The 26,721-nt window shown below is 62.0% G+C and carries 22 protein-coding genes; 11 read left to right on the plus strand and 11 right to left on the minus strand.

The window, feature by feature from the left end; all coding sequences use genetic code 11:
• Positions 1-11: 11 nt before the first annotated feature.
• Positions 12-1,655 (minus strand): AarF/UbiB family protein, encoded by a 1,644-nt coding sequence (locus M2427_RS40085; protein WP_280712242.1) that lies wholly within the window; start codon positions 1,653-1,655, stop codon positions 12-14.
• Positions 1,656-1,933: 278 nt separating this feature from the next.
• Between M2427_RS40085 and M2427_RS40090 the strand changes: the two genes are divergently transcribed.
• The 3 genes from M2427_RS40090 to M2427_RS40100 all read left to right on the plus strand — a co-directional run bounded on the left by M2427_RS40090 (position 1,934) and on the right by M2427_RS40100 (position 6,718).
• Positions 1,934-3,628 carry an AarF/ABC1/UbiB kinase family protein gene (locus tag M2427_RS40090; protein ID WP_280712243.1) on the plus strand — a complete coding sequence of 565 codons (1,695 nt, stop codon included), beginning with the start codon at positions 1,934-1,936 and terminating at the stop codon, positions 3,626-3,628.
• A 169-nt stretch (positions 3,629-3,797) separates the two neighbouring features.
• Positions 3,798-4,223 (plus strand): hypothetical protein, encoded by a 426-nt coding sequence (locus M2427_RS40095; protein WP_280712244.1) that lies wholly within the window; start codon positions 3,798-3,800, stop codon positions 4,221-4,223.
• Between the two features lie 359 nt (positions 4,224-4,582).
• Positions 4,583-6,718 (plus strand): AsmA family protein, encoded by a 2,136-nt coding sequence (locus M2427_RS40100; RefSeq protein WP_280712245.1) that lies wholly within the window; start codon positions 4,583-4,585, stop codon positions 6,716-6,718.
• Positions 6,719-6,828: 110 nt separating this feature from the next.
• Here the strand turns inward: M2427_RS40100 and M2427_RS40105 are convergent, their stop codons facing one another.
• Positions 6,829-8,007 (minus strand): acyl-CoA dehydrogenase family protein, encoded by a 1,179-nt coding sequence (locus M2427_RS40105; protein WP_280712246.1) that lies wholly within the window; start codon positions 8,005-8,007, stop codon positions 6,829-6,831.
• 303 nt (positions 8,008-8,310) lie between these two features.
• On the opposite strand from M2427_RS40105, the gene M2427_RS40110 reads away from it, so the two are divergent.
• Complete coding sequence (locus tag M2427_RS40110) at positions 8,311-8,772, plus strand: MarR family transcriptional regulator (RefSeq protein ID WP_280712247.1); 462 nt, start codon at positions 8,311-8,313, stop codon at positions 8,770-8,772.
• 13 nt (positions 8,773-8,785) lie between these two features.
• On the opposite strand, the gene M2427_RS40115 is transcribed toward M2427_RS40110, so the two are convergent.
• From M2427_RS40115 to M2427_RS40145, 7 genes are read right to left on the minus strand one after another with little or no spacing between them, the layout of a single operon-like run.
• The gene (locus M2427_RS40115; protein WP_280712248.1) at positions 8,786-10,444 is read right to left on the minus strand and encodes an ATP-dependent acyl-CoA ligase; all 1,659 of its coding nucleotides are present in this window, start codon (positions 10,442-10,444) and stop codon (positions 8,786-8,788) included.
• A 15-nt stretch (positions 10,445-10,459) separates the two neighbouring features.
• The gene (locus M2427_RS40120) at positions 10,460-11,617 is read right to left on the minus strand and encodes an ABC transporter substrate-binding protein (protein ID WP_280712249.1); all 1,158 of its coding nucleotides are present in this window, start codon (positions 11,615-11,617) and stop codon (positions 10,460-10,462) included.
• Between the two features lie 57 nt (positions 11,618-11,674).
• On the minus strand, positions 11,675-12,457 hold the full coding sequence (locus M2427_RS40125) for a cyclase family protein (RefSeq protein WP_280712250.1): 783 nt from the start codon (positions 12,455-12,457) through the stop codon (positions 11,675-11,677).
• A 34-nt stretch (positions 12,458-12,491) separates the two neighbouring features.
• Positions 12,492-13,733 (minus strand): SDR family NAD(P)-dependent oxidoreductase, encoded by a 1,242-nt coding sequence (locus tag M2427_RS40130; protein ID WP_280712251.1) that lies wholly within the window; start codon positions 13,731-13,733, stop codon positions 12,492-12,494.
• Positions 13,730-14,908 carry a thiolase family protein gene (locus M2427_RS40135; protein WP_280712252.1) on the minus strand — a complete coding sequence of 393 codons (1,179 nt, stop codon included), beginning with the start codon at positions 14,906-14,908 and terminating at the stop codon, positions 13,730-13,732. Before M2427_RS40135 ends, M2427_RS40130 begins: the two co-directional genes overlap by 4 nt.
• Before the next feature lie 25 nt (positions 14,909-14,933).
• Positions 14,934-15,359, minus strand: coding sequence for an organic hydroperoxide resistance protein (locus tag M2427_RS40140; protein WP_280712263.1), 426 nt, complete (start codon positions 15,357-15,359; stop codon positions 14,934-14,936).
• Positions 15,360-15,392: 33 nt separating this feature from the next.
• Entirely contained in the window at positions 15,393-16,175 is a 783-nt protein-coding gene (locus M2427_RS40145; protein WP_280712253.1) for an aspartate/glutamate racemase family protein, read from the minus strand.
• Positions 16,176-16,808: 633 nt separating this feature from the next.
• Between M2427_RS40145 and M2427_RS40150 the strand changes: the two genes are divergently transcribed.
• From M2427_RS40150 to M2427_RS40170, 5 genes are all read left to right on the plus strand, one after another.
• Positions 16,809-17,957: an ABC transporter substrate-binding protein gene (locus M2427_RS40150; RefSeq protein WP_280712254.1), complete on the plus strand. Its 1,149-nt coding sequence runs from the start codon at positions 16,809-16,811 to the stop codon at positions 17,955-17,957.
• 42 nt (positions 17,958-17,999) lie between these two features.
• Positions 18,000-19,043 (plus strand): branched-chain amino acid ABC transporter permease, encoded by a 1,044-nt coding sequence (locus M2427_RS40155; RefSeq protein ID WP_280712255.1) that lies wholly within the window; start codon positions 18,000-18,002, stop codon positions 19,041-19,043.
• Positions 19,040-20,809: a branched-chain amino acid ABC transporter ATP-binding protein/permease gene (locus tag M2427_RS40160; RefSeq protein WP_280712256.1), complete on the plus strand. Its 1,770-nt coding sequence runs from the start codon at positions 19,040-19,042 to the stop codon at positions 20,807-20,809. Before M2427_RS40155 ends, M2427_RS40160 begins: the two co-directional genes overlap by 4 nt.
• Positions 20,806-21,519 carry an ABC transporter ATP-binding protein gene (locus M2427_RS40165; RefSeq protein WP_280712257.1) on the plus strand — a complete coding sequence of 238 codons (714 nt, stop codon included), beginning with the start codon at positions 20,806-20,808 and terminating at the stop codon, positions 21,517-21,519. Before M2427_RS40160 ends, M2427_RS40165 begins: the two co-directional genes overlap by 4 nt.
• A 239-nt stretch (positions 21,520-21,758) precedes the next feature.
• Positions 21,759-23,096: a serine hydrolase domain-containing protein gene (locus tag M2427_RS40170; protein WP_280712258.1), complete on the plus strand. Its 1,338-nt coding sequence runs from the start codon at positions 21,759-21,761 to the stop codon at positions 23,094-23,096.
• Positions 23,097-23,260: 164 nt separating this feature from the next.
• Here M2427_RS40170 and M2427_RS40175 read toward each other — a convergent pair whose 3' ends face one another.
• Entirely contained in the window at positions 23,261-23,707 is a 447-nt protein-coding gene (locus M2427_RS40175; protein WP_280712259.1) for a L,D-transpeptidase, read from the minus strand.
• Between the two features lie 610 nt (positions 23,708-24,317).
• Here M2427_RS40175 and M2427_RS40180 point away from each other — a divergent pair.
• A complete protein-coding gene (locus M2427_RS40180) occupies positions 24,318-25,280 on the plus strand; it encodes a polysaccharide deacetylase (RefSeq protein WP_280712260.1) in 963 nt (320 codons plus the stop codon).
• 314 nt (positions 25,281-25,594) lie between these two features.
• Here M2427_RS40180 and M2427_RS40185 read toward each other — a convergent pair whose 3' ends face one another.
• Positions 25,595-26,362 (minus strand): hypothetical protein, encoded by a 768-nt coding sequence (locus M2427_RS40185; protein WP_280712261.1) that lies wholly within the window; start codon positions 26,360-26,362, stop codon positions 25,595-25,597.
• A 38-nt stretch (positions 26,363-26,400) separates the two neighbouring features.
• Here M2427_RS40185 and M2427_RS40190 point away from each other — a divergent pair, with 38 nt between their 5' ends.
• Positions 26,401-26,631 (plus strand): hypothetical protein, encoded by a 231-nt coding sequence (locus M2427_RS40190; RefSeq protein ID WP_280712262.1) that lies wholly within the window; start codon positions 26,401-26,403, stop codon positions 26,629-26,631.
• Positions 26,632-26,721 lie beyond the last annotated feature (90 nt).

The raw sequence follows: 26,721 nt of genomic DNA on the forward strand, positions 1-26,721 counted from the left end.
CGTGCGTTAGGTCACGTTTTGACTTTCCGGATACCGCGAATCTGCCGCTGCATGAGAAGCAGAGAAACGATCGCAGCTCCCATGAAGCTGAAAACGATCCAGCGGCTGCTCAAGCCGACAATGTCGTTCAACAGCGACATGTCGCCCTTCGCAGCCAGATAGGCCGCCACGCAAAAGGCAACGGCCCAGATTCCGTAAAGCACGGCCCGCGTTTGCATGCTCTTCAAGGCTGGATTGAAGAACTGGAACGATGCCGTGAGGCTGGCTGCATCGGTCAACATCCGGCCCGTACGATGCTTGGCCGCCAGCACGATTTCCGGCCAGCGATGGATCCCTTCCCTCAGGTCGGAAACAAGACCGCGCGTAAAGAATTCAGGTAGATCGGAAAGCCAATCATATTCGGGCGCGAGTTCAGAAACGACCGCGTCGACCGTCATGATGGTCTTGTAATAGATGCTCAGCTCCTGCGGCATGAGGATCTTGTGACGTCGCGCAATCGTCATGGTGCCCATCAGGAGTTCGGTGGTCAGCCGTCTGATGTCGGCGCCTCCAATGTCCAGGGCGAGCCGATACATCTGATACGCGACGAAAAACTCCTCCCGCGCCTGACGCAGGTCGGTATCCTCCGATGGGACGAGGAGTTTGAAATTTTCGACGACGGCCTGTTCGATGTTCCTCCGATACAAATGGATGAAGATCTTCGAGAGCGAGGACCGGAATTCCTTGGACAGCCGGCCGGTCGCGCCGAAATCGACAAATCCGATCCTGTGCCCGCGAAGCACGAAGACGTTCGCCGGATGGGGATCTGCGTGAAAGATGCCGTCACGGAAGATCTGGTTGTAGATCGACCAGAAGTAATTTCGTGCTATCGTTTTGAGATCCTCGGGCCGCAGGTTCAAACGACGCAGGGCTTCGGGATCCTTCGTGCGCGCTGCGTTGCCAACCTCCAGCAACGAGACGCCCGCCAGCAGCTTGGTGGCGAGAACACGTCGCGTGCAGAACTCAAAGCGGACCTCCGCGCAGGCTTGAATCGGATCATGTTTGGATCGCACCTGGACCCGAAAGGTGTTTTTTGCCTCGGTGGTGAAATCCAGCTCCTCCCTGCTCCACCTTTCGAACTCCTCCGAGAAAGAGCGAAGCGCGCTCCCTCCCAACGCATCCATGAGGCCGACGAGGTAGGAAATCATATGAAAAATGCGGAAGTCGGCCTCGAATTGTTCCTGAACGCGAGGCCTCTGCACCTTGACTGCGAGCTTTTCGCCGTCCCGTGTGGTCGCGATGTGGACCTGGGCGATCGAAGCCGTTGCGTGCGGCACTGGATCGAACGATGCAAACAGCTGCTCAGGAGGCGACCCAAGCTCGCGCAAGATCACCTCGCGGATCGCTTCGTAAGGAACAGTCGGGGTCTGGTTGAGAAGCTTCAGCAGTTCGGTGCAATATTCGTTCGGCAACAAATCGAATCGCAGTGCGAGTGCCTGTCCGATCTTCATCCACGCGCCGCCTAGATCCTCCAAAAAGAGGCGCAGACGCACTTCGGGTGGAACCGCTACTTTTGCTGGCCAAAGCTTGGGACGGATATAAAAACGCAAGGCAGCCGAGAAAATGTGGCAAAGACGGCCCGCGCCCAAAAACACGTGGCCAATGCTATCAATCAATGGCTATCACTCATCACGGTCGGATCGCGACCAACAATATTTTCTAAAGCCAACAAATAGCACGGAGCTGTCGGATTTGTACAGCCTCGGACAGACGATGGGGAGCGGGCTGGGTGACGATAGCGACACTGCGCATCACAGTTCAGCCTAGCTCCCTCACGCAACAGGGCACAAATCGGCTTGCGCGCACATGCAGCGGAACCTAGGATTGCGACAGCGATGGCCCGCCTCGCAGTTGCGCAACGGCTGCTGTTGCGGATAACGCGCGGTGGAGCCGGATGCTCGATATTTTCGGAACGATAGCACGCCTGTTCCAGCTGCTGCTTTTGCTGGCGCGGCACCAGCTTCCTGCTGCCCTGCCGTTTCGGTCCAGCCGGCATAAATCGGCGCACGCTCTGCGTACCGTGTTCGAAGGACTCGATCTGACCTTCGTCAAGCTCGGTCAGGCCCTTGCTCTTCGCTTTGACTTGCTTCCGGCGGATTACTGCCAGGAATTTCTGCAAATCACCAACGAGGTCGCGGCAGAAGACTTTCAGGCGATTCATCGAATCGTCACTGAAGACCTCGGTCGTTCTCCCGACGAGATGTTTGCGACTTTTGAACGCACCCCCTTTGCGGTCACGTCGAGCGGACAAATTCACCTGGCTACGTCTCGCGGTGGCAAGCGGCTCGCCGTGAAGATCCAGAATGCGGCCATACGAAGGAAATACAGTATCGATATCCGCCTGATGCGCTGGCTTGCCGCGCCGCTGGATTGGGCAGGCTTTTTCGGAGCCAATTCGGTCGCAACCTATGTCAATGAGTTTGAGCACGCTCTCTTTTCCGAGCTCGATCTCGCGGACGCAGCGCGCAATGCGACCGTCATGTCGGAGTTGTCCAGGGACGATGACGCCGAGTCCCGTTTCACGGTTCGAAAAGAGTATACCGCCAAGCGTATTTTGACCTGGGAGTTCGTCGACGGGATACCGGTGCGGCAGATCCTCAACGCAATCCAACAGGACGACCGGCAATACCTCGCTAGACTCGAAGGCCGGGGCTACGACCTGCGTCTCATTGCCCGGCGCATCTACTGGAGCACGCTCAACCAGATCTATCGGGACGGACTTTTCCATTCCGACCTAAGCCCCGCCGGCATCCTGGTTCTGCCCGACAACCGAATAGCCTATGTCGACTTTGCCGTCGTTGGACGGTTCACTGAGGAGCATCAGGATTCATTTCGATTTTTCATGCAATACGCGCTTCGAGAACAATTCGACGACGCAATCGACGAGCTTTTGCGATGGTTCGAAGCCGCGCCGAACAAAGACCTCTCCGGGTTTCGCCGGGATATGTCTCTCGTGCTTGAGGACTATCTGGACGGCTTTCGAAGCCCCGTTGGAAGCGTGACGTGGCTCGCCGCCAGGCATGTCGTGGTTCGCTTGATGTCAGTCGTACGACAACACGGCTTGTTCATTCCCCCTACGGTTTCGCTGTATTTGCGGGCCTTGCTAACCCGGGACGCAATCGTCTTCGAGCTCTCGCCCAACTGTGATCCGCTGCAAGACGAAGCGAAATTCATGGTGCGCGCCGCTCGCATCGACGTTGGCGAAGTCTTCAAGCAGCGGGAACTGATGGGCAGCGTGACCGAGACGTGGGGAGAGACCAAGGAGATCATCGCCAGTGTCCGCAAGTTGCTGACATCCGGCCGCTCGATCGAGGTCTCGCTCCGCATGTTGCAGGCTCGGTTGTTGCAGTATGGCATCTGGACTGCCCTGATCGGCACGATTGCATCGCTCGGATTCAGGGAGGATGCTTTCGCGAGCCTCAATACTGCACTCGGAGTTGGGCCATACTTCATTCCCGGAGCGCTGCTCTTCTGCGCCTTTATTTTCATGCTGTTGGCGCTCCGTCAGGGACGCAAACTTGCTGCAATCGAGCAATCTAATGTGATCGGACAGGAGCTGACTCAGCGCAGCCTTGGGCGTGTGCGATAGGTTTATTCAATCGGCCCAATCAAAGCCGTCCCTGGAAGTGTGACCAAAGCCACAGAAGCGCCGCGGGCAGAGTGCCAACACGATTTTCGATCCGCGCCTGCACGACTGGAGCGGATGGACAAGTTTCTAGGACATGATATCTTTTACCGATCCATATTGGAGATTGTTCATGAGCAAGGCTTCTACGGAGACCCGGCGTTCCGAGAACGCGACCTTTAGCGACAACGAACCGTGGGCGGTATCTGACGCTGATGTTGCAGCGTGGGCCGAGCGCGAGAAGAAGCGCCGGCAGGCTTGGCTTGAAGGTCCGAACGAAGACGAGAAGCAGGCCTGGGCTGATGCCGAGCGGCAGCGCCGCAAGCGCCAGTACCGTGAGGATTTGTTGGACATTGATCTTTTCGACTTCGATCTCGACGAAGGTCGGCGGTTCGCCGACCGGATGGCCGATCGAATGATGGCCGGCTTTAAGGACCGGTTGGTTGAGACACCTCTTCGCAAGCTGGGCGACCTGCTTCGCGAGGGGCGCGATTCAGAGTCGCGTTCGCGGGAACCGCTGCGCCGGCGCCGCCGGGTGCACCCCGACGATCTTGATTGAGATTGTGACTGACCGTTGTGTGCGCGGACCGCACACAACGGTCGTTGTCTGAACTGTGAAGAATTTGATGATCGGCCCGTTCAGCTATCTGGACGGGCTCTCGTTTCTTAGCACCTTTGCTGACTGAACGCCGCGCTCACGCCTTTTGAAACTGCACGCCCTTTGAAACTGAATGTGCTTTCGGCGCGAAGGACCGCGCTTTCGTCGCGTAAAACCGCTGATAGGAAGTGTGTCATAAGTCACATAAGCTTGCAGCACCCTCCGATTATTTTTAGGCGGCTTGGAGCGGCTATAAGCTCTGGCGCGGAGGACGGGTGAAGGTGCCGTTTGCCGCCGCTTGCTCGCCGTTGGGACTGAAGATGAAAGCAGTTAAATTCGCCGGCGCGGCGGTGGTGGCCGTCATCATCGTGGTCGCGCTCCTGCTGGTGATCGGGATCCCCTCGGGCTTCCTGACGTCGAAGATCGCCGCGCGCGTGGAGAGCACGACCGGCTATCGCCTCACCATCGACGGCGCGGCGAAGATCAGCCTGTGGCCGACGCTGAACATCAGCTTGAGCGACCTCACGCTGCAGAACCCCAGGGATCGCAGCGGCATCACCAAGGTGACGATCGAGCGCGTGCAGGTCGACATGACGCTGGCGAGCGCGTGGTCGGGCCGGCCCGAGATCCGCGAGATCGTCGTCACCCATCCGGTGCTGTACCAGCCGCTGCTGCGCGATCGCCTGCCCAATGCCGATGGGTCTGCAACGTCGAAGCCGCTTGCGGCCGACATGGACGGTGTGACCATCGACCGCTTCAAGATCAGCAATGGCGAAGTCGCCTTCGCCCGCATCCGCGACCGCATCGAAGGCCGCATCAGCGCCATCGATGCCGATGCCGTCATCGGCCGCGACCGCACCGTCAAGGTGACAGGCTCGGCGCGGGTCTATGATCATCCGACCAAATTCGACATCAAGGCGACGACGCCGGCATCTAGCGAGCGGCAGGCAACCCCGGTGGATTTTGCCATCGACATGCCTGACGTGCTGAAGTCGCAGCTGACCGGGCGTGCCGACATGCGCCTCAACGGCGATGTCGTGATGATCAACGGCATCAACGGCACGCTCGGCGATGGCAATTTCAACGGCTGGGCCTCGGTCGACATCGCCAGCAAGCCTTTGGTGAAGCTCGATCTCGACTTCCAGCGGCTGACGATCCCCCAGTCGCAATCCTCGCAAGATGCGGCCGGGCAGCCCTGGAGCGATGCGCCGATCGACGTCTCCGGGCTCAATTATGTCGACGCGCAGGTGCGGATCTCGGCGACCGAAGCGATCTTCGGCCAGGCCCGCCTGGCGCCACTGGCGATCGATGCCAAGCTCGCCGGCGGCGTGTTGAAGGCGGGCACCGCCAATCTCGGCGCCTATGGCGGCCAGGTCTCGGGCGAACTGATCCTGGATGCGACCTCAGGCGCGCCGAGCTTTGCGATGCATTCCGACATCGTCGGCGTGCGCGCGCTGCCGCTGTTGCAGGGTCTTGCGGATTTCGACCGGATCGACGGCAAGCTGCAGGCCAAGCTCGCGCTGCGCAGCGCCGGACGCAGCCAGCGCGCGCTGATGGCGAACATGCAGGGCACCGCCTTCGTCAGCTTCCAGGACGGCGCCATCCGCGGCATCAATATCGCGCAGATGCTCCGCTCGCTGACGACGAGCAAGCTGTCGGGCTGGCAGGACAACCAAAACTCCAACCAGAACGCCAGCCAGGATCAGAACAAGGAGCAAACCACCGACCTGACGCAGCTCTCCGCCTCGTTCCGCATCGACAAGGGCCAGGCGGTGACGACCGACTTCAATCTGATCGGACCGCTGGTGCGCATCACCGGCGCCGGCACCATCGCACTCGACACCAAGATGATGGGTTTCAGGGTCGAGCCCAAGCTGGTCATGACCACCGAAGGCCAGGGCCGCACCTCCGAGCCGGTCGGCTTCGGCATTCCCGTGATGATCTCGGGCCCATGGTCGCAGCCGCAGATCTATCCTGACATGGCCGGCATGATGGACAATCCCGATGCCGCCTATGCCAAGCTGCGCGAGATGGGCAAGGGCCTGTTCGGTCCTGACGGCGCCAAGCTCGGCGACATCCTGGGCAGCTTTGGCCTCGGCACCACCACTCAGGGCAACAATGCGGCCGGCAACACCAATCCGCAGATCCAGCTGCCGAACAACATGCCGATGCCCGGTGGCCAGCTCGGCGAGGCCATCGGCAATCTGATCCAGCAGGGGCTGTCCAACAGCCCTCTGACGAGCAGCCCTCCGTCCAGTAACCCAGGAGGCAGCATCCGCAGCCGCAGCCTCACGGGAACCTCGGCCACCCCGGCAGCGCAGGCGTCGCCCGCACCGCCGAACCAAGCCCCGAGCCAGGATCAATCGCCCCAAGCCCCATCGCCTCAGCCCCCGCCGGTCGCTCAGCAGGACAGCCAGCCGATGAACGACGTGATGCGGCAGCTCTTCAATCGGTAGGGTTTGGCTGCCGGCACTCTCCGTGCCCCGCATTGCCAAGGCCTGGACCAACAATCTGCTGCGCCCGCACGGCGCGTAAGCAACGCGTATTGCGGAATGAGGCGCGCTTGTCAGCGCGGCTTCAAGAGGTCGCGGGCGACAATCAATTTCTGAACCTCGGTCGCGCCCTCATAAATGCGTAGCGCGCGGATTTCGCGATAGAGGCTTTCGACGATCTCGCCCTTGCGCACACCGCGACCGCCGAACATCTGGACGGCCCGGTCGATGACGCGCTGCGCAGTCTCGGTGGCCGTCAGCTTCGCCATGGCAGCCTCGCGCGTCGTCGGTAGCTTCTGGACATCGCGGCGCCAGGCCGCGCGGTAGGTCAGGAGCGCGGCAGCGTCGGTATCGGTTGCCATGTCGCCGAGCGCGGCCTGGGTCAGTTGCAGGTCCCCAAGCGTCGCGCCGAACATGTGCCGGCTGCGCGCGTGCGACAGCGCTTCGTCGAGCGCGCGCCGGGAAAAGCCGAGCGCCGCGGCCGCAACCGATGCGCGGAAAATATCCAGCGTCTGCATCGCGAGCTTGAACCCCCCGCCCGGCGCGCCAAGGCGACGGCTCGCCGGGATCCGGCAATTGGTGAAGCGCAACGTCGCCAGCGGATGCGGCGCGACGACGTCGATGCGCTCGGCGATGCCGAAGCCGGGATCATCGGGAAATACGACAAAAGCGGAAATGCCGCGGGCGCCCGGCGCCTCGCCGGTTCGCGCAAACAGCGTGTAGACGTCGGCAATGCCGCCGTTGGAGATCCAGGTCTTCTCGCCGTCGATGACGTAGTCGTTGCCGTCGGCGCGCGCGGTGCAGGACATCGCCGCGACGTCCGATCCGGCCTCCTTCTCGGACAGCGCGAAGGCCGCAAGCCATTCGCCCGAACGAACCTTTGGCAGCACGGCCTTGCGCAGCTCCGCAGAACCGCCGAGCGCGATCGCGCCCGAACCGAGTCCCTGCATGGCGAAGGCGAAATCGGCCAGGCCATCGGCATAAGCGAGCGACTCGCGCGACAGGCAGATCGAACGAGAATCGATTGTCGTGGCATCGCCATCGGGAGCCGCGACCGCGCAATCGAGCAGTCCCGCCTCACCCATCGCGCGCACGAGCCTGCGGCAGGCGCCATCGATGTCGCTGTGATCGATCTCGTCGAGGGCCCCCGACTGCACGAAGCGGTCGAGTGCATCGCCAATCGCATGATGACGAGGCTCGAAAAACGGCCAGTCAAGCCATTCGCGCCGGATCACCTTTGCCACGGAGCTCATCCGATCCCACCTCGATTATTTTAAGCATAAAATATTTCGCTGGCACGTACCTTGTCAAGTTGGGTTCTGCAAGGACTTCGGCGACGAGGTCGGCTCCCTGGCGTCGATCTTGAGATTCAGTGCAAATTGGATACAAAGCCGCGCCGGTTTCGCGACGCTCGGGCTCAGCCTTGAATTTACTTTTGGCACAAACTATCTTGCTATCGACCGTGAGAGCTCTGCCAGCTCTCAACGAGCTACGAAGCCCGGGAGATTCGATTGGCACTCGCGAAAGAGTCCACGCCTGTATCAGCCAGGAATGGGGTGGATCAGGAGGCCGAGCACAGGGCTCAAACGCGCGTTTGGCTCCGGCTGCTCGCCTGCACGACCCTGATCGAAGGGGAGCTGCGGCGCCGGTTTCGCGACGAGTTCGATTTCACGATGCCCCGCTTCGATGTTCTGGCTCAGCTCGACCGCGAACCGAGCGGGCTTGTGCTGGGAGAACTGCCCAAGCGCCTGATGGTCTCGGCCGGGAACCTCACGCCGATCGTGGACCGCCTGGTCGCGGACGGATACATCACCCGCACACCGTCGAACCTCGACCGTCGCGTGCAGATCGTCTGCATGACGGTCGAAGGCCGCAAGACCTTCAGGCGAATGGCCAAGAGCCACGGCGCGTGGCTTGCCGAGCTGCTGGCGGATTTCCCCGCGGACCGGTTCGACGGCTTGATCGGCGAGCTCGACGAACTCAAGGGCGCTGTCAGGGACGCTCTGCAAAAGCCCTGAGCAGGCCCAACTGTCAACGTCGCACCTTCACTCCGGCCGCCTCGCGATCCCATGTATCCGCAGTGACGCCCGCGTCACGCAGCACGCCCTTCTTGATCTTGCCGTTCTCCGTCAGCGGCATCTGGCTCAAAATGCGCACGTAGCGCGGGATCGCGAAATAAGCGATCTGTCCTTCGCAATGCCTGACGATGTCGACAGGCTCCAGCGATTGCCCTGGTTCCAGCAGGATCGCCGCCGCAACCTCATCCTCTCCCAGTTGCGACGGCAGCGGGTAGATCGCGCAAGCGACGACCGCCGGATGGGACTGGATGGTCTGCTCGACCTCCCACGAAGATACATTCTCGCCACGTCTGCGGATCGAATCCTTCATGCGGTCGATGAAACGATAGTGTCCGTCAGGATCTCGAACCACACGATCGCCCGAGTGAAACCACAGATTTCGCCAGGCCTCGACCGTCTTCTCAGGCATGCCAAAATAGCCGGTGGCAAAAGCAAACGGCTCACGCGCCCGAAGCACGAGTTCGCCGGCCTCTCCGTCAGGAAGTGCTGAATCATTCTCGTCGACGATCTGCGCCTCGATGCCTTCGGCCAGATAGCCCATCGTGCCAGGACGATCGGACGGAATCGTGCCGGCGAACACGAAATTCGTTTCGGTCGACCCGTAGCCGTCGACCAACGGTACGCCAAAGCGTTCGCGGAACGGACCATGGATCTGCGGCGGCACGCCGCCGCCAAGCGCAACGCGAAGACGATGCGTTGAATCTTCTGCGCTCTTCGGCTGCGCCAGAAGCATCGACGCCATCGCGCCGAGCAAATAGCCGACCGTCGCATTGTGCCGTCGCGCGGCGGCCCAAAAGCCGGAGGCAGAGAATTTCGGCTCCAGCACGTAAGTGCATCCGTTCAGGAGCGCCTGATAGAACGCATTCAGCGCATTGGTGTGGAACAGGGGCAGTGTCGTGAACAGCACATCGCCTTCGCGGATTCCGAGCGCACGCGCCGAATAGATGCCCCACCAGAACAGTTGCGCCTGCGGACAGCACACTCCCTTTGCCGGCCCCGTGGTGCCTGACGTGTAGAGGATCGCAACGGTGTCGCCGGGACGCACGGCACCCGCCGGGACTGCGGCTCCAAGAGGCGGCAGCGACACCGCGGAAAGCCTGGCATCGATTGGCCCTGTGGCAGCTCCGATGATCCAACTCCGAGGCGGCAGCTCGACACCGGCCTCGACGCTGTCGATTGCGCCAGCGAACTGCGCCTCGACGACAAGAAGCGCGGGACGCGAATTGCGGAAGATGTGGGAGAGCTGGAAGCCGCGCAGGGCGGTGTTGATCGGGACTGCGATGGCGCCGAGCCAGGCACAGCCGAGATAGACCTGCAGGAACTCCGGACGGTTCGAGCACATCAGCGCAACTCGGTCGCCCGGCTTGATGCCGGCATCGACGAGCGCCTGCGCCGACGCGGCCGCCATCGCGGCGGCCTGCGCAAAGGTCCAGCGCGTCGCGCCCGCGACGAGAAGGACCCGGTCGCCATAGCGTTCGGCCTGCCGCGTGAGGATGGTGGAGAGGATCCGGTCGGACGGTGGAAACAGCTCGACCGCGCGCGCCCAAGCGGCCGGGATATTCTCCCGGCCGACCGCCTCGCTGATCTTCACCGGCGCGTCGTTCTCCGTCACGATCACGCTCCCGCCTCAGGGCAACAGCTTGTACTTGCCGTCCTCGATCTGGACCATGATGCGCGAGCGGCCGTCGACGCCATACCGATCCGCCGGCGTATAGGTGTAGACGCCCTGCGTCCCGACGACCTCCTTGGTCGTGAACAGCGCCTGACGAAGCGCGGTCCGGAATTCCGGCGAGCCGGGCTTGGCGCCTGATGCCATCGCGCGCTTGGCCGCATCGGCGAGCACCAGCCAGCCATCGAAGGAATAGGACGAGAACGAATCCGTCGGCGCCTCGCCGTTCGCCTTCTCGAAGGCCGCGCGGAAATCCAGGGCAACCTTCTGGATCGGATTGCTGGCCGGAAGCTGCTCCGCTGCGGTCACCGGTCCGGTCGGGCAGATGATGCCGTTGGCGGCCTTTCCGGCAAGACGCAGGAAATCGGCGCTGATCATGCCGTGATTGCCGTAGAGCGGCCCTTTGTAGCCGCGCTCGGACAGCGCGATCACCGGGAGCGCGCCGGGCGTTCCCGTTCCACCCAGCATGATCGCATCGGGATGCGCGGCGACGACGCGCAGCACCTGCGCTGTGACCGAAGAGTCCGAACGCGCGTAGCGCTCATTGGCGATCACCTTGATGTCGGCCGACTTGGCGGCCTGCACCAGGGAATCATAGAAGAGGTCACCTAACGCGTCGGAGAAGCCGATAAACGCGACGCTCTTCAATCCTTTGGCCTTCATGTTGTCGACAATGCCCTGCAACAGCAGCGGCGTCGGTTGCGGGGTCTGGACCACCCATGGGCCGCCATCGCCAGGCGGCACCGGCGCGATCGGCGACACCGCAATCATTGGAATCTTCATCTCGATGGCCGCCGTCGCCATCGCAAGCGTCTGCGGCGCACCGGACGTGCCGATGAGAACGTCGACCTTCTCCTGCTCCACGAGTTTGCGAGCGTTACGCGCCGACGCCGTCGGATCCGAGCCATCATCGAGCTGGATGACCCGAATCTTCTCGCCGCCGATCTCGCCGGTATAGACTTGGCCCGCTGCGATCCCCTTCGCGTTCGGAATTCCAATCGACGACACTGGCCCGCTGAGGCCAGTGACAAATCCAACGAGAATCTCGGCCTGCGCAAGCTGCGGGACGGCGAGAAGCAATGCAGTGGAGACCAGCAAGCTCTTGATCAAGTTCATGGCACCTGTCTTTCGTGAGGATTTCTTGTTCTGAATGGCAAGCGCCATGGATTCATTTCAGGTTGACGAGACCAGCGCGATGACGCGAAGCGGACTGCCGGAGCCATTCTGGATCTTCAGCGGCGAGGCCACGATGATGGCGCCGGTGGCCGGAAGCTGATCCAAATTGCACAGGCATTGCAGGCCGTAACGGCCCGCGCCGTGCAGGAAGTGATGCGCCGGATAAGGCGGATCGAAATGCCCGGCCTGCCCCGCATCCGTACCGATGGTCTCGTTGCCGAACCCAATGACGCCACGCTCCTCCACCAGCCACTTCATGACAGCCGAGTTCGGGCCCGGCGTGTGCGCGCCGTCATCCCTGAGATTGGCGTAGTCGCGCCAACCCTTCTTCGACCAGTCAGTCCGCAGCAGCACCCAGTTCCGCTCCGGGATTCGGCCATGATTTGCTTCCCAGGCCTCGACGAGTGGAACCGTCAACAGGAAATCGGGATCCTGGGCCGCCTGCGCGGTGCAATCGATGACACAGGCCGGCGCGATCATGTCCTTAGGCAGCATGGTGTCGACGGCATTGTTCGGCAGGTTCTTGCCGGTGAACCAGTGGATCGGCGCGTCAAAATGCGTGCCGGTATGTTCACCGAACGTGACATTGTTCCAGTACCAGGCCGGGCCGCGACCGTCGTATCGCGAGATTTCCTGGATGCGGACCGGCGCCGCCTGGCCGAACTCCGGCGGCAGCACGATGACCGGAAAATCCGGACTGAGCGTGAATGTCAGATCGACGACGCGCACCGCGCCGGAAGAAATCGCACCCGCCAGCTCCAGGAGTCTGTTGCTTTGCATCGTCACGTCCTCCGGCTGGGTTGAAATCCCGATTTCACCTGTCGAGCTCACGTTCGAGCGCCTTCGGATTGGCCGCGAGACGTTGCCGGATCTCTTCGGCGACATCTCCCACATAAATCTCCTCGAGCCCGCCTCTGAGTCCCGAGACGATCGCTTGCGCAATTGCGCGCGGCGCGACCTTCGGCGGCGGCACGGTCTGAAACCATTCGGTGTCGACGGGGCCGGCAAACAGATTCATCACCCTGACGCCGCCGGGCCTGAGCTCGGCGCGAAGGCAGTGCGAGAGCGACAGGCACGCGGCCTGCGAGGCCGAGTAAGCGCCAAAGGCAGGCCAGTTCGCCAGCGCATAGACCGAGAGAATGTTGACCCATGCGACACTGTTGTTGATGCCGTCGGCGCCGCGCATCCGCATGGCCGGTCCAAAGGCTTGCGCGAGGTTGATGAAGCCGAGATAGGCCTGGTCGATCTCGTCGCGTACGATGCTCGTGCCCCTGCGGTCGAGCAGTCCGCCCGGCCGCACATACTCCGTCGTATTGATGAGGATATCGACCTTGCCGCCGATGTCGGCCGCAAGATCTGTGGCCGATTTTTCGTCGGCCACGTCGAGCGTCACGATTTCGATTCCGTCTTGACTGCGCAGCAGGTTCTCGTCCGGGAACGGTCGCCACGGTTCGGCAATGCCGACGAACACCGTCTTGGCGCCCGCGGCCTTCAAAGCCGCCGCGGCTTCCTGGCCGATCACGCTGCGGCCGTTGGTCACGAGCGCGCGCCGGAATTTTGGATCGGCCGTCATTTCCCGCCACTGCTTGTCGTCTTCCATGTTGGGAGTCTCTCCCTCGGGATGGGCAAAGGCCACCGCCTGGCCGCTCTTGTCGAGTTGAAACGACATGCGGACGGCTGCGCCCTCCGCGCAGTCGGCATGGAGATGGGTCACAATCGTTGGACCGCAATCCATTTTGACGAGGCCGATCCGCCACGGCGCCCGTTCTCTGAAATAAACGTCGCTCGGCACACGCGCCGTCGTCTCGGCCAGTAGCATGCCCCGGCGCGGCGCATCGATGAAGACGAGGCCGTCCGACAGGCAAGACGGGCAGGCTTCACGCGCCGGATAAGCAAAGGAGCCGCAAGCCTTGCAGCGTTGCAGCATGAAGCGGCCTTCCGCTGCCGCCCGTGTGAACCCGTGCGACGTCCTGCTGCGAGGTCGCGGCGGCAAAGCCGGCAGCCGCGTCCGCAGCAGCGGGTTCTTGCGCCGGGGCGGCTTGATCGGCTCTATCATCGCGAAGGCCCTGCAAGGATCGCGGCGCCCGAGGCCAGACCGCGGTCATAGTTGATCATACCGAACCCCGAGGCCAAGGCGAGGCTCGCATTCCTGACCTGGGTGGGGCCTGCGGTCCCCAGAAGCTGCCGCAACCCTTCGACGAGACCGAGATAGGCGCCGGCAGCACCGGCCTGCCCAACCGAAAGCTGTCCGCCCGAGGTGTTGTGCGGAAAGTCTCCATCGATGGTGAGATCGTGCTGGCGCACGAACTCGGCCCCCTCCCCCTTCTTGCAGAAGCCGAGATCCTCGAACTGCATCATCGTGATGACGGGATAGTCGTCATAGGTCTGCACGACGTCGAGATCGTCAGGCTTCACGCCGGCCATCGCATAGAGCTCGCCGACATCCATTGCCCAGCCGCCGCGCACCTGCATCGGATCGTCGGCAAAGGCATTGTGCCGCTCGATCGTCGACAGAAGTCGCGCGAAAGGCAGCCTCAGCGAGGCCGCAGTCTCTTCGCGCATGACGAGGAACGCTTCGGCGCCGGCGCAAGGCATCACGCAATCGAACAGGTGGATCGGATCAGAAATCGGCCGGGCCGCCAGATATTGATCGAGCGTCAGCGGCGTCTTCATCAGCGCATGCGGGTTGCGCAGCGCATTCGCGCGCTGGGCGACCGCGATCCTGCCAACGTCCTCGCGCGTCACGCCAAAAGTCCGCATGTAGTTGCGCGCGATCAGCGCGAAGCTCGCATTGGCGCCACCCGCGCCATAGGGGTAGACGGCATCCTGGTTGAAGCGCGAGAAGTTCTCGAGCGTCAGCCGGAAGGAATCGACGTGGTTGGTGTCGCCTGCCACGCAGGCCACGATGTCAGCGTCATGGGCCTGAACCGCGCGCGCCGCCTTTCGCACCGCTGCGATGGCGCTGGCGCCACCGAGCGGAATTGTATCCAGCCACCGGACGCACAGACCGAAATGCTGCGTCAGCCCGACTCCGCTGTCAGTGCCCATGGTGAAGCTGGAGACGCACAGACCATCGATGTCGGAGGTCTTGATGCCGGCCTGCGCGACGAGCGCGCTGAGCGCTCGGCCGATCCACCATTGCGCGCTTTCGATGGAGTAGCGGACGTAGGGAATCGTGACGGGCGCCGCGATCACGACGCCATCATACGGTGTGCGCAAGGTATTGGTCACTGACCGCCCGCCTCGTTCATCCGCCTCAAACCACCGTCAGTTTCACGTCGATATTGCCACGCGTTGCGTTCGAATAGGGGCAGCGCTCGTGCGCGCCGGCGACGACCTCTTCGGCCACCGGCTTCTCGACACCGGGCAGATTGACTTTCAGCTCGACAGCCAGCGCATATCCAACGGGAACCGGCCCCATCGCAACCTTCGCAGTCACGGAAGGCTCGGCAGAGGGCACCACCTTCCGCGTCCGCGCGACGAGCTTGACCGCACCGAGAAAGCACGCGGCGTAGCCGGCCGCAAAGAGCTGTTCGGGATTGGTGCCCGCGCCGCCGGGGCCCCCCATCGATTTCGGCAAGGACAGCGACACCGACAAAAGACCGTCGGCGCTGGCGGCCTTGCCATCCCGACCTCCGGTCGCCGTCACTTCGGTCTCGTACAGGATCTTTTCGGGGGTCATCACGACTTGTTCTCCAAGAACAATTTGGCAGGACTAGCGGCCGTTACCGGCAAGCAACGCGCGGAAATCCGCCCGTGCCTGGGCGCTGGCCCGCTTGAAGCTGGGCCCGCGGCTTGGTTCGGTGCCATTGAGCTGCCGGAGCTGCACCCACATCTCGGCACTCTTCAGCGCCACCGCCGCGCAGTTGACCACCGGCGCGTGCCCGACCTTCAGGCCGTGCTCCTTCCCGATCAAAAGGCCTGGCAAGACGCCGGCCGGAATCACGACGTCCGCGCCGCGCTCGACCAGCGGACGTGCACAAGCGACAAAATCCTCGATCATGCGAGCTTGTGCGGCAGCGTCTCCGGCGAACGCATCGGCGAAATCCTCCGGCTTGCAGCCAAGACCGGTCACGTGGACCACGCGATCACGCAGGCCGTAACGCTCGGCTTGCTCGTAGTGCCAGACCTCGAAGACGGGATCGAGCGTCACAAGGCCAAGCCGCCGACCGAGCTGCGAGGCGGCCAGCAACGTCGCCTCGCCAGTCCCGATCACGGGAATGTCGAGCGCCGAGCGCAGCTCGTAAAGTCCGGGATCCTGGAAATGCCCCATGACAAAGGCGTCGAACCCGCCCTCCTCCGCCGCGATGCCGTTGTCGATCGCCTGGACGGCACAGCGCAGTTCGGCAAGCCGTCCGAACTCCCGGTCCGGCGGCGTGATGCCCTCGACGTGAACCGTGGTGCCTGATGCAGCGATGTTGTTGAGGTATTCCGACAGCCGCACCATGTAGGGCGCGTTGACGCTCGCATCAACGAAGCTCTGCCAGAAGATGCGCATCGTCCTTCTCCTCAAGCGGTGGTCGGAGGATCGGTCGTCGGCTGCCGATGATTATATTTCAACCATAAACTAATTCACGCGTCAAATGCGCGCGGCAGCGCCGGCGGCTGGCGCCGTCATGGCAAGCCGAGCACGGCCATTTTGTCCGGTGGACTAAGCAAAGAAACGCCGCACACTGACAAAATTGTATGCAGCAACATTTTTTTCTGACAGCCCCGTGACACGTGTTGACGGCGCCACCGGCAATACTTTAGGCTTTAAGTAATTCCTCGCCGGTCAGGGACCGGTGGCCATGACAATGATGTTGCAGGGCACCGATTTTGAGAGACTCAATCGTGTGGACAGTCGCCGCGCTCGAACAGCCGGCAGTGGCAGCATCGCCGGTCGCGCATCGCGGCCGCACCGACGGCCTTTCGTCGCCTCAGACAAGGCCCGCCCGCATTCGCCGATGGGCCCGTTGTTCGCGCGGCAAGCAACATCATGGCTGCTGACCGCCCGGCCGAGCACACTTTCTTCGGTCGCGCCCGGCATTTGGCGCCGCAGCAATGTTTTCAATCGGTTGGTTCGTCGTTCGGGCCCCCCGCGCGGCAGCATCAAAGCATTCCTATCCAGCATCAACGGAGGAGAACGCAAATGCGCAAGACTCTGAGCCTACTTGCACTTGTCACCGGCATAGTCGCGGCTCCGACTGCACAGGCCGACATCACCATCGGCTTCGTCACCTCGCTCAGCGGCAACGGATCGTCGATCGGAATCCCCTATGGGCGCGGCATCAATGCGGCCTATGAATACAAGAAGACCATCAACGGTGAAACCATTCGCCTGATCCAGCTCGACGACGGCTCGGACCCGTCGGCCGCGACCCGCAACGCGCGCAAGCTGGTGGAAGAAGAGAAGGTTGACCTGCTGATCGGAACCGCGACGGCGCCCTCGACCATCGCCATGGCAGCGGTGGCGAGCGAGCTGAAAGTGCCGATGATCGCGGTCTCGCCGATCGGCAAGCTGCCGGAAACGCCCGAGCAGTGGGTGGTGTCAGTGCCGCAGCCCGCCTCCCTGCTCGTCAAGATCGTCGCCGATCGCATGAAGCGCGATGGCATGAAGAATATCGGCTATATCGGCTTCTCCGACGCCTGGGGCGACCTCGTCTACAACGGCGCCAAGGCCGCCGAAGCGGCCGGTGACATCAAGATCCAGAGCAACGAGCGATACGCTCGCACCGACACCTCCGTCACCGCACAGATCCTGAAGGTGCTCGCCACGCGGCCGGACGCCGTGCTGGACGGCGGCTCGGGCACGCAAGGCGCGCTGCCCCTCCTCAGCCTCGCCGACCGCGGCTTCAAGGGAAACACCTACGGCACGGTGGCGCTGGTCAATCCGGACTTCGTCAATGTCGGCGGCAAGGCGGCCGACGGCATTCAGGTCTCGGCCGGTCCCGTGATCGTCGCCGAGCAGCTTCCCGACGAGCATTTTGCCAAGAAGATCGCGCTGGATTTCCGCAGCGTCTACCAGAAGACCCACAACATTCCGACCACCGACGGCTTCTCCGCCTACTCCTTCGACGCCTGGCTGATTTTCGCCAACGCCGCGGAGCGCGCGCTCAAGACCGCGAAGCCCGGAACGGCGGAATTCCACACCGCGCTGCGGGACGCGATCCTCAGCACCAAGGAGCTGCCGGGCGTCCATGCCGTCTATAACTTCAAGCCGGGTTCCGTGACCGGCGTCGACGAGCGCTCGCTCGTCGTCGTGCGCCTGACCGGCGGCGCCTGGAAGTATGCACCGTAGTCGGAAGGCGGCAGGCAGTCAGAACGGGGGAACGGCGTCTCAATGACGAGCGACATCGCAGCCATCCTTGGGATCGACGGGATCGCCACCGGCGCAGTCTATGCGCTGGTGGCGATCGGGACCGTCCTCATCTTCACGGTGACACGGGTCATCTTCATTCCCTTTGGCGACATCGCCGCGTTCACCGCGCTGACGCTGGCAGCCCTCGATGCGAAGCGCTTTCCCGGGACTGGCGCACTGGTCGTCATCCTGGCCGGCCTCGCGACCCTGATCGAGACCATGTCGCTGCTGCGGTCCGGCGAGCTTCGCTTGCTGCCACGCGCCCTTCTTTTTTATCTCGTCCTTCCGCTCGCCGTGGTCGGCCTTGCCTGGTTGACGATGCGCGCCGAGCCGCCGCTTGCCGTCAGGCTCGTGCTTGCCTTGATGCTGATCACGCCGATCGCCCCGCTGCTGGACCGGATCGTCTTCCGTCCCATCGCGGATGGAACGGTGCTGTTGCTGCTGACGGTCTCCGTCGCGCTGCATTTCGCGCTGGTCGGCCTGGGGCTCCTGTTCTTCGGACCTGAAGGTGTCAGAACCGAACCGCTGACGTCGTTCTCGACCGAGTTCGCCGGCGTGCTGGTCTCGGGCCAGACCATGCTGATCGTGATCGCAGCCCTCGTCTTCTCCGGTCTGCTCTATCTGTTCTTCGACTTCACGCTGGTCGGAAAATCGCTGCGCGCCACGGCCGTGAACCGGACCGGCTCCCGCCTGATGGGGATACGGCCCGCCCGCGCCGGCACGATCGCCTATCTGCTGGGGTCGCTGATGGCCGGCGTCTCCGGAATCCTGATCGCACCCGTCAACACCGTGTTCTACGATTCCGGCTTTCTGATCGGCCTGAAGGCCTTTGTCGGCGCCATCGTCGGCGGCATGACCAGCTATCCCGGTGCTGCGATCGGCGCCGTCGGCGTCGGCCTCCTCGAAAGCTTTGCGTCCTTCGAGAGCAGCGCGCTGAAGGACGTCATCGTATTCTCGCTGCTGATCCCGATCCTGATCTGGCGGTCCCTCGCCTCGCTTCATTCCGAGGAGGAGATCGAGGAATGACGCGCCTTCACGTTCAGCTTGCGGCGGTGGCGGCGGTGGTGTGCCTCGCGCTCGCGCCTCTGGTCCTGAGCCCCTTCAGCATCACGCTGATGAACTATATCGGCATCTACTCGCTCGTCGCCATCGGCCTTGCGCTGCTCACCGGCGTCGGCGGCATCGTATCGTTCGGACAGGCCGCGTTCGTGGGCGTCGCGGCCTATGCGACCGCCTGGGTCTCCGCGCTGAACGGATACTCCCCGTGGCTCGGCCTCGTGTTCGGCGTGGCGCTGACCTGCTGCGTCGCGGCCATCCTCGGAATCGTCACCTTGCGGCTTCAGGGCCATTTCCTCTCGCTCTCGACGGTCGCCTGGGGTCTCGCCATCGGCTTCCTGTTCGGCAATGTCGAGGGGCTCGGCCGCTTCAACGGCATCTCGTCGATCCCGCCGATCAGGATCGGATCGTTGGCGCTGGTCTCGAGCGCGCAGATCTATTTCCTGATCTGGGGCATCGTCGCCGCCGTTCTCCTGCTCGGATACAATCTGCTGGACTCCCGGCTCGGTCGCGCCATGCGCGCGCTGCGCGGCGGCAATACGCTGGTCGAGAGCCTCGGCATCAACGCCTTCCGGATCAAGCTGGTGACCTTCGTGATCGCAGCCTTTCTGGCTTCGCTGTCGGGCTGGCTCTACGCCCATATGAGCCGCTTCATCAGTCCCGGCCCGTTCGATGCCGCCATGGGCATCGAATATCTGATGATGTCGATGGTCGGCGGCGCCGGCAGCCTGCTCGGCGGTGTCGTGGGTGCCGCCGTCGTCACCCTGCTCAAGAACAGCGTGCAGGACTATCTGCCGCTGATCGCCAAGGGCGCATCCGGCCAGCTCGAGATCGTCGCGTTCTCCGCATTGTTCATCCTGTTCCTGCAATGGGCCCGCCAGGGCATCGTGCCGTTCGTTGCGCGCTATCTGCCGAAGATCAAACGCGAGCGGCCGCAGGCCGCGCCGCCGCTACCCCGCCGCCCCCAACCGACGCCGGGCGAGCTGCTTCTCAAGGTCGACGGCGCCGAGCGCCGGTTCGGCGGCTTGGTCGCGGTCAACAATGTCAGCTTCGAAGTACGGTCCGGCGAGATCCTCGCCGTCATCGGCCCGAACGGCGCCGGCAAGAGCACGATGTTCAACTGCCTGACCGGCGCGCTCCGGGTCAACAAGGGCGAGATCGTCTTTGCGGGGCGTCCCATTACGCATGACGCACAATCGCGCATCGCCAAGGCCGGCGTCGCGCGGACTTTCCAGCATGTGAAGCTGAGGCCGCGCATGAGCCTTCTGGAAAACGTGATGCTCGGCACCTATTCCCGCACGCGCTCAGGCCTGCTCGCCGGCGCCTTCCGCCTCAACCAGCGTGAAGAGGCCAGCGCGCGGCACGAGGCCCTGATGCAGCTCGAGCGCGTCGGGCTCGGCGAGAAGCCGTTCGAGCTCGCAGGCAATCTGCCGCTCGGCAATCAGCGCATCCTGGAGATCGCCCGCGCGCTCGCCGCAGACCCGGCGCTGCTGGTGCTGGACGAGCCGGCGGCGGGCCTGCGCCGCCAGGAGAAGCTGCGGCTCGCGGAGCTGCTGCGGTCACTGCGGGCGGACCACCTGACCATCCTGATCGTCGAGCATGACATGGAGTTCGTGATGTCGCTGGTCGACCGCATCGTGGTGCTCGATTTCGGCTCGAAACTCTGCGAGGGCGCGCCCGCCGCGATCCGCAGCGACGAGCGGGTGCAAGAGGCCTATCTCGGAGGCGTCGCGTGAGCGAGATGTTTTCGATGCGTGATGTGACTGTCTGCTACGACAATGTCGAAGCGGTGCGCAACGTCACGCTGGCGGTCGAGGAAGGGCAGATCGTCACCGTCATCGGTCCGAACGGCGCCGGCAAGACCACGCTCTTGATGGCCGCCATTGGGCTCCTCGCCTCCCGCGGCCGCCTCGTCTTCCAGGGCAACGACATCGGCAGAATGTCGGTCGAGGACCGCGTCGAGCGCCGGCTGTGCCTGGTGCCGGAGAAGCGCGAGCTGTTCTCCGATATGTCGGTCGCCGACAATCTGCTGCTCGGCTCCTACAGCCTGCGCGATCGCTCCGGCGTGCAGAAGACGCTGGACGAGGTCTATGATCGCTTCCCCCGCCTGAAGGAGCGGCAGCGCCAGGCCGCCGGCACCCTCTCCGGCGGCGAGCGCCAGATGCTCGCCCTCGGCCGCGCGCTGATGGCCAAGCCGAAACTCCTGATGCTGGACGAGCCGAGCCTCGGCCTCGCACCGCTGATCGTGCGCGAGATCTTTCGCACCATCGCCTCGCTGCGCGATCTCGGCGTATCGATCTTGCTGGTCGAGCAGAACGCCCGCGCCGCGCTGGAGACGGCCGACTACGGCTACGTGCTCGAGACCGGCGAGATCGTGCAGTCCGGTCCGGCCAAGGATCTCATCCACGATAAAAGGCTGATCACGGCCTATCTCGGCGGGCACTGAGACCGATTTCGATCACGCTCGGCGCGCCGCGCAACCAACACGGCGAAAACAACCCCATGCACAGTAGCCGGCGACAGCGATATCAATGACTTGATCGCCAACATACGGATTTTGCGAAATTCGCTTGCTCCGTCGGGCAAAACAGTGGCATGATGTTATCATCGCAGCTCATGGGATGGCCGGTGGCTTCAGCTGCCATCCCAAAGTCCGATATGAAGGGCCATTGTGGCGAGGCTCACATGTTTAGCACATCCTCGTCACGCAGTACCTCGGCCTATTTTGAAAGTCTGACGCGAGCCGGCCAACGAATCAAGGCGGCCGCAAGGTGGGTTGCGTTCGCGCTCATCGCCGCGCTCGTTGCTGCAAGTTTCAACGCCACGTTTGGAGATACGCAGGCCGCACGAGGCCTTTCTCAACCGGGCCTTCAGCGGATCGGTGATTACCTACGACATGAGATCGCGACCGGTAAAATTCCCGGCGCGATCCTGTTGATCCAGCAGCACGGAAAGCCGGTCTATTATGAAGAATTCGGCCTGCGCGACGTCGCAACCAAGGTACCGATGACGGATGACACCATCTTTCGGTTCTATTCGATGTCGAAGCCGATCACATCGGTTGCCGCGCTGATGCTGGTCGACGACGGCAAGCTGTCGCTCGATGACCCCGTCTCCAAATACATTCCGGCTTTTGCCGACGTAAAGGTCGGCGTGGAAAAGCCCGACGCGACTGGAAAGCCGGTGTTTACGCTGGAACCGCTCAAGCGCCCGATCACCGTACTCGATCTGATGCGACAGACTTCCGGTATCACCTACGGGTTTTACGGCGACGGCCCCGTGCAAAAACTCTATCGGCAGGCCGACCTTTACGGCGGCGATTTTGACAACGCCGAGTTCGCAGCGCGCTTGGCGGATCTGCCGCTCGCCGAGCAACCGGGCACGACGTGGACCTATAGCCATTCCGTCGATGTGCTCGGGAGGGTGATCGAGGTGGTTTCAGGACAATCACTGTTTCAGTTCGAGAAGGAGCGGCTGCTGGATCCCCTTGGCATGAGCCATACCGCGTTTTTTGTCGCGGACGAAGCGAAGCGCCCGCTAGTTGCCCAGTTCCTGCCGGATGATTTGATAGAACCGCCCATTGCCGGAATCAGGGACCCGATGGTGCCTAGACGCTGGGAATCCGGTGGTGCCGGAATGGTCGGGACGACCGGCGACTACGCGCGCTTTGTGCAGATGATCCTGAATGGCGGCACGCTTGACGGACGACGCTATCTGAAGCCGGAAACGGTGGCCTTGATGACGTCGGACCAAATCGGTCCCGGGAGCGGAATCGCGCCCGCCAATGTCTATTTTCTGGCAGTCCACGCCGGATTCGGATTGGGCGTTGCCGTGCTCACATCGCCGCAGCCGAAGAGGCCGTGGCCGCCAGGCATATATGGATGGGATGGCGTGGCCGGCGCCTTTTTCTTTGTTGACCCGAATGACGACCTGTTCGCGCTCTGCATGATGCAGTCACCATCGCAGCGCGGGCGGATCGAGACGGAGTTGGCGCCGCTGATTTTCGATGCGATGGTGAGGTAGGCTGCCAAAGCTTGATCGACTTCAGAATGTAGGATGGGTAGAGCTCTTGCGAAACCCATCGCCAGGCGGATGGAGTCAGGCAATCCTTGGTGCGATCCGATCGCGAAACAAGGTTTGATGGGTTTCGCAAGAGCTCAACCCATCCTACACACTACACACTGCCCTTAACGGATGATCTCGATTGTCGTGCTCAGCCGTCCTTGTGCCTGTATCAATTCGAAGAGGGAGCGGGCGTTATCTGGGCTCAACCTGATGCAGCCGTGGGAGACTGGTCGGCCAAGACTGTGGACTTCGTAGGTGCCGTGGATCGCGTATCCGGTGTGAAAGAAGATCGAATATGGCATGGGCGTGTAGTCGTAGAGCTTGGAATAATGCATTCGTTCGAGAGAATAGGGCGTGTAAGTTCCAACGGGCGTTCGGTAACCGGGCCGCGCGGTCGATACCGGCCAAGTAGCAAATTGGGCGCCATCCACAGTGACGCTCATGGTCTGACTCGAAAGCTGAATTCGAACGGTGATTGCTGCGAGCGCACCGTCAATCGCTGCGACTGAAAGCAGAACGCAGAGTCCGACGATCAGCGTCGTCGCAAATCGTGTAACCAAATGGATCATCGGCGTCTCGGACCATGCAAAAAACCCAACGGTCGATGGCGGCTGCCGGGCGAATTGCAACTACGCTTCCGTAATCAGGTGGCGACCTTTTCGCAGACCCGGATCGGCCACCTTTGATCTCGCTCAAGCAGGCGCACCCGGTGGATTACGGGGCCGCCTGTTTGATCTCCCTCAACAAGACCAGTCTCTCAGGCGGCTTGACTGCAACCCGCGTACAGTTCAGCTCGTAGGATGGGTTGAGCTGTTGCGAAACCCATCGCCTGACGGGCCGAGCCGTTGCCAAGCAATCCCGGCGCTATCTGATTAACAGAACGAAGTTGATGGGTTTCGCTTCGCTCTACCTATCCTACGCTGCTGACGTGATCGCGGCTCGCCCAGCTCAAGCACGAACAGGAAAAGCTAAAGCGCGACGCGGCGAAGGCTGCGGTCGCTTTGCGCACGTTAGCAACCAAGCTCGCGGCGACGCGATCTGTCGCGGCAAATACGATTTTTTAAGGCCGACCGCTCAATCTGCGACCTCAGCCCTGCGGCGATTGACGGACGAGATCATGCACCGACGGATCACTCTCAAGAGGCCTCGCTTGCCCATCTCCACCAACGGCGGCCAATCATGATGCGATGCCGGTCTCGCCAATTCCGACTGCTCGTCGCGACCGCCGCCGTTCTGTCGCTGCTGCTGCCTGCGGCAGCTTTGGCGCAGCAGGAGGTCGACTGGATCACGAAATTTCCACGCGTCCCCGTCCATGTCGCCGCCTGGCCCGGTGGCAAGAAAGTGGCCGTGAGTTTCGTGCTGTTTGTCGAGGAGTTTGGCTTTGGCCAGGGACCGGTCTACCGCCCCGACCTTGCCGGCCGGAGCCCGGATCTCGTCAACGAAAACTTCCGCCAATACTCGTTGAGTTGGGGAAACCTGCGCGTCGCCCGCCTCTTCAAGGATCTGGATGTCCCGCTCAGCTTCGCCTTGAACGCAGAATTTCCGCGCGCGCATCCGTCGGAATGGAAGGAGCTTCGCGGCCTTCAGCCAAATGCGCCGATCATCGCCCACGGCATGAACAACACCAGCCACATGCTGCCACTCGGTCGTGGCCTCGACGAGCAGAAAAACTACATCAACGACACCCTCGCGCTCATCGCGTCAACGACGGGCGTGAAATCGACCGGCTGGTCGAGCCCGAGCGTCTATGCCAATTCCGACACGATGCAGGCGGTGGTTGCCGCGGGCGTCACCTACACTATTGATGGCATGGATTCGGACATCGTATCGCAGCTCAACACGCCGAACGGGCCGCTGATGTTGTTGCCCTATCCGGTGGTGACGGTCGACATGGGACAAAATCTGTCGCGCATGAAGTCGCCGACCGAAATCGAGACATTGTGGCTCGATTACGTGCTCGAGCTCGCCGAGGAAGCGCGCGGTGATCCGGCACGCGAGGCGACCACAGTGGTGATCGGAATCCATCCCTTTGTCGTTGGCACACCCGATGGCGCGGCCGCGATGCGGCGCGTGCTGACACGGTTGAAAAGCGACGGAAGCGTCTGGTTGACCGACACGGAAACGATGCTCAAGGCCCTTTAAACTGAACTAGACCGTCCAGATTGTTAAGCCCCGCTGGAGCCGAACCGTCCGCGTCAGAATGTAGGATGGGTAGAGCTCTTGCGAAACCCATCGCCCCAACACGACGATACAGCGCCCGCATCATTCTTTAGCTCGATGCTTTGGCGGAGATAGGTTTGGGTTTCGCTTCGCTCTACCCATCCTACGAGCTGCGTATGACCAAGTACCCACAAACTTGCTTCCGCAACTTCGTGGCGGCCCTGGGAAGGCCGTATCAAGTCCGATCGCGAGCACCAGTCCACCGAGAAAAGTGAAACGAGCTGATTTGACAATCATCATGGGCGCACGCCTTGATCCGATAATTTTATGTCCATTCGGGCGGCCGAGCCTTTGATCTTCAGTAATTCCGCTTTGGCCTCATTCAATTGTTGAGCGAATTTCACTGAGATGGACATGGCTAGACGAGGGTTTGTCGACACATCCTTTGCTGACACAGCCAGCGAATAACTATTTGTCTCCGTCAAGACGGTTGAATAGACCGCAACCAGTTTGTCAATTGTCTCCGTAACGTGAAGAGACGTCGTGAGCCCACCAATGCCGGTGACGAGGCTTGTTGCGATGATTCCTACCGGCCTTGTCCAATATCTATTGGTGTCGCCTTGTAACGCGATCATGATCGTTGCAATAGTTCCAAAAAGTATCGCAGATACCGCAGACCAGTAAGAAACGTGATCCCAATAACTTATGTTTGAGTAGATGAACGTCATAGTTTCATGCGCGACCCCCAGTAGACATTCCGAGTCCAGACATGCATGAGGAGGTGGAAGCGCTTCAGGAGGAGCAAGCACCACTAACAACTGAGGCACTTGCTTCGCTGCTAACCACATCAAGGCAGCAAAAAGCACGCCGACTGTTGAGAGCCACAGCGCTGTCACAATGGTCCGATAGGTGATCGGTCCGGCCTTGATTGTTGGAGGGCGCTCCAGAGCAATCTGCGCGAGCGCTTTTGCTGGGTCTCTCTTTATCTCTTCCTCGAATTTTGCATCTACCTCCAGCCGTGTGACAAGATCCTCGATGGTCAGCTGGGGATCGAACGTGCCCAAGAATCTTCCAACGCCCCTTAGGGCTGGATGTCTTAAACTTGAGCGCGTTCGTGGCCTTTTGCCGTGCGTTGCTTCGTCGGCCATACGAGCCTCCCGATCCAGTTGCCTTGCCACTGAAGAACGAGGAGACATTTCTTGCCATTGGCACAAATCTCGCCATTGACGTAAATCAATTTTTAGCTGTGGAAGCTGATTACTTCTCGAACTGGTTGATCACGCCGCAAAGGCAGCTGGTTTCTGAGCGAATGTGTTGTGACGTCCGTAATTGATGCTGTGGACGGCTCCTCCACGGGCACGAGAGTGCCAAGGAGTGGGCGCCGTTTGAGGCTCCCACGATTCGGAGGAGCAGCCTATGCAGT

This window comes from Bradyrhizobium sp. BR13661 (genome assembly GCF_029892425.1).
In the GTDB taxonomy this organism is placed as follows: domain Bacteria; phylum Pseudomonadota; class Alphaproteobacteria; order Rhizobiales; family Xanthobacteraceae; genus Bradyrhizobium.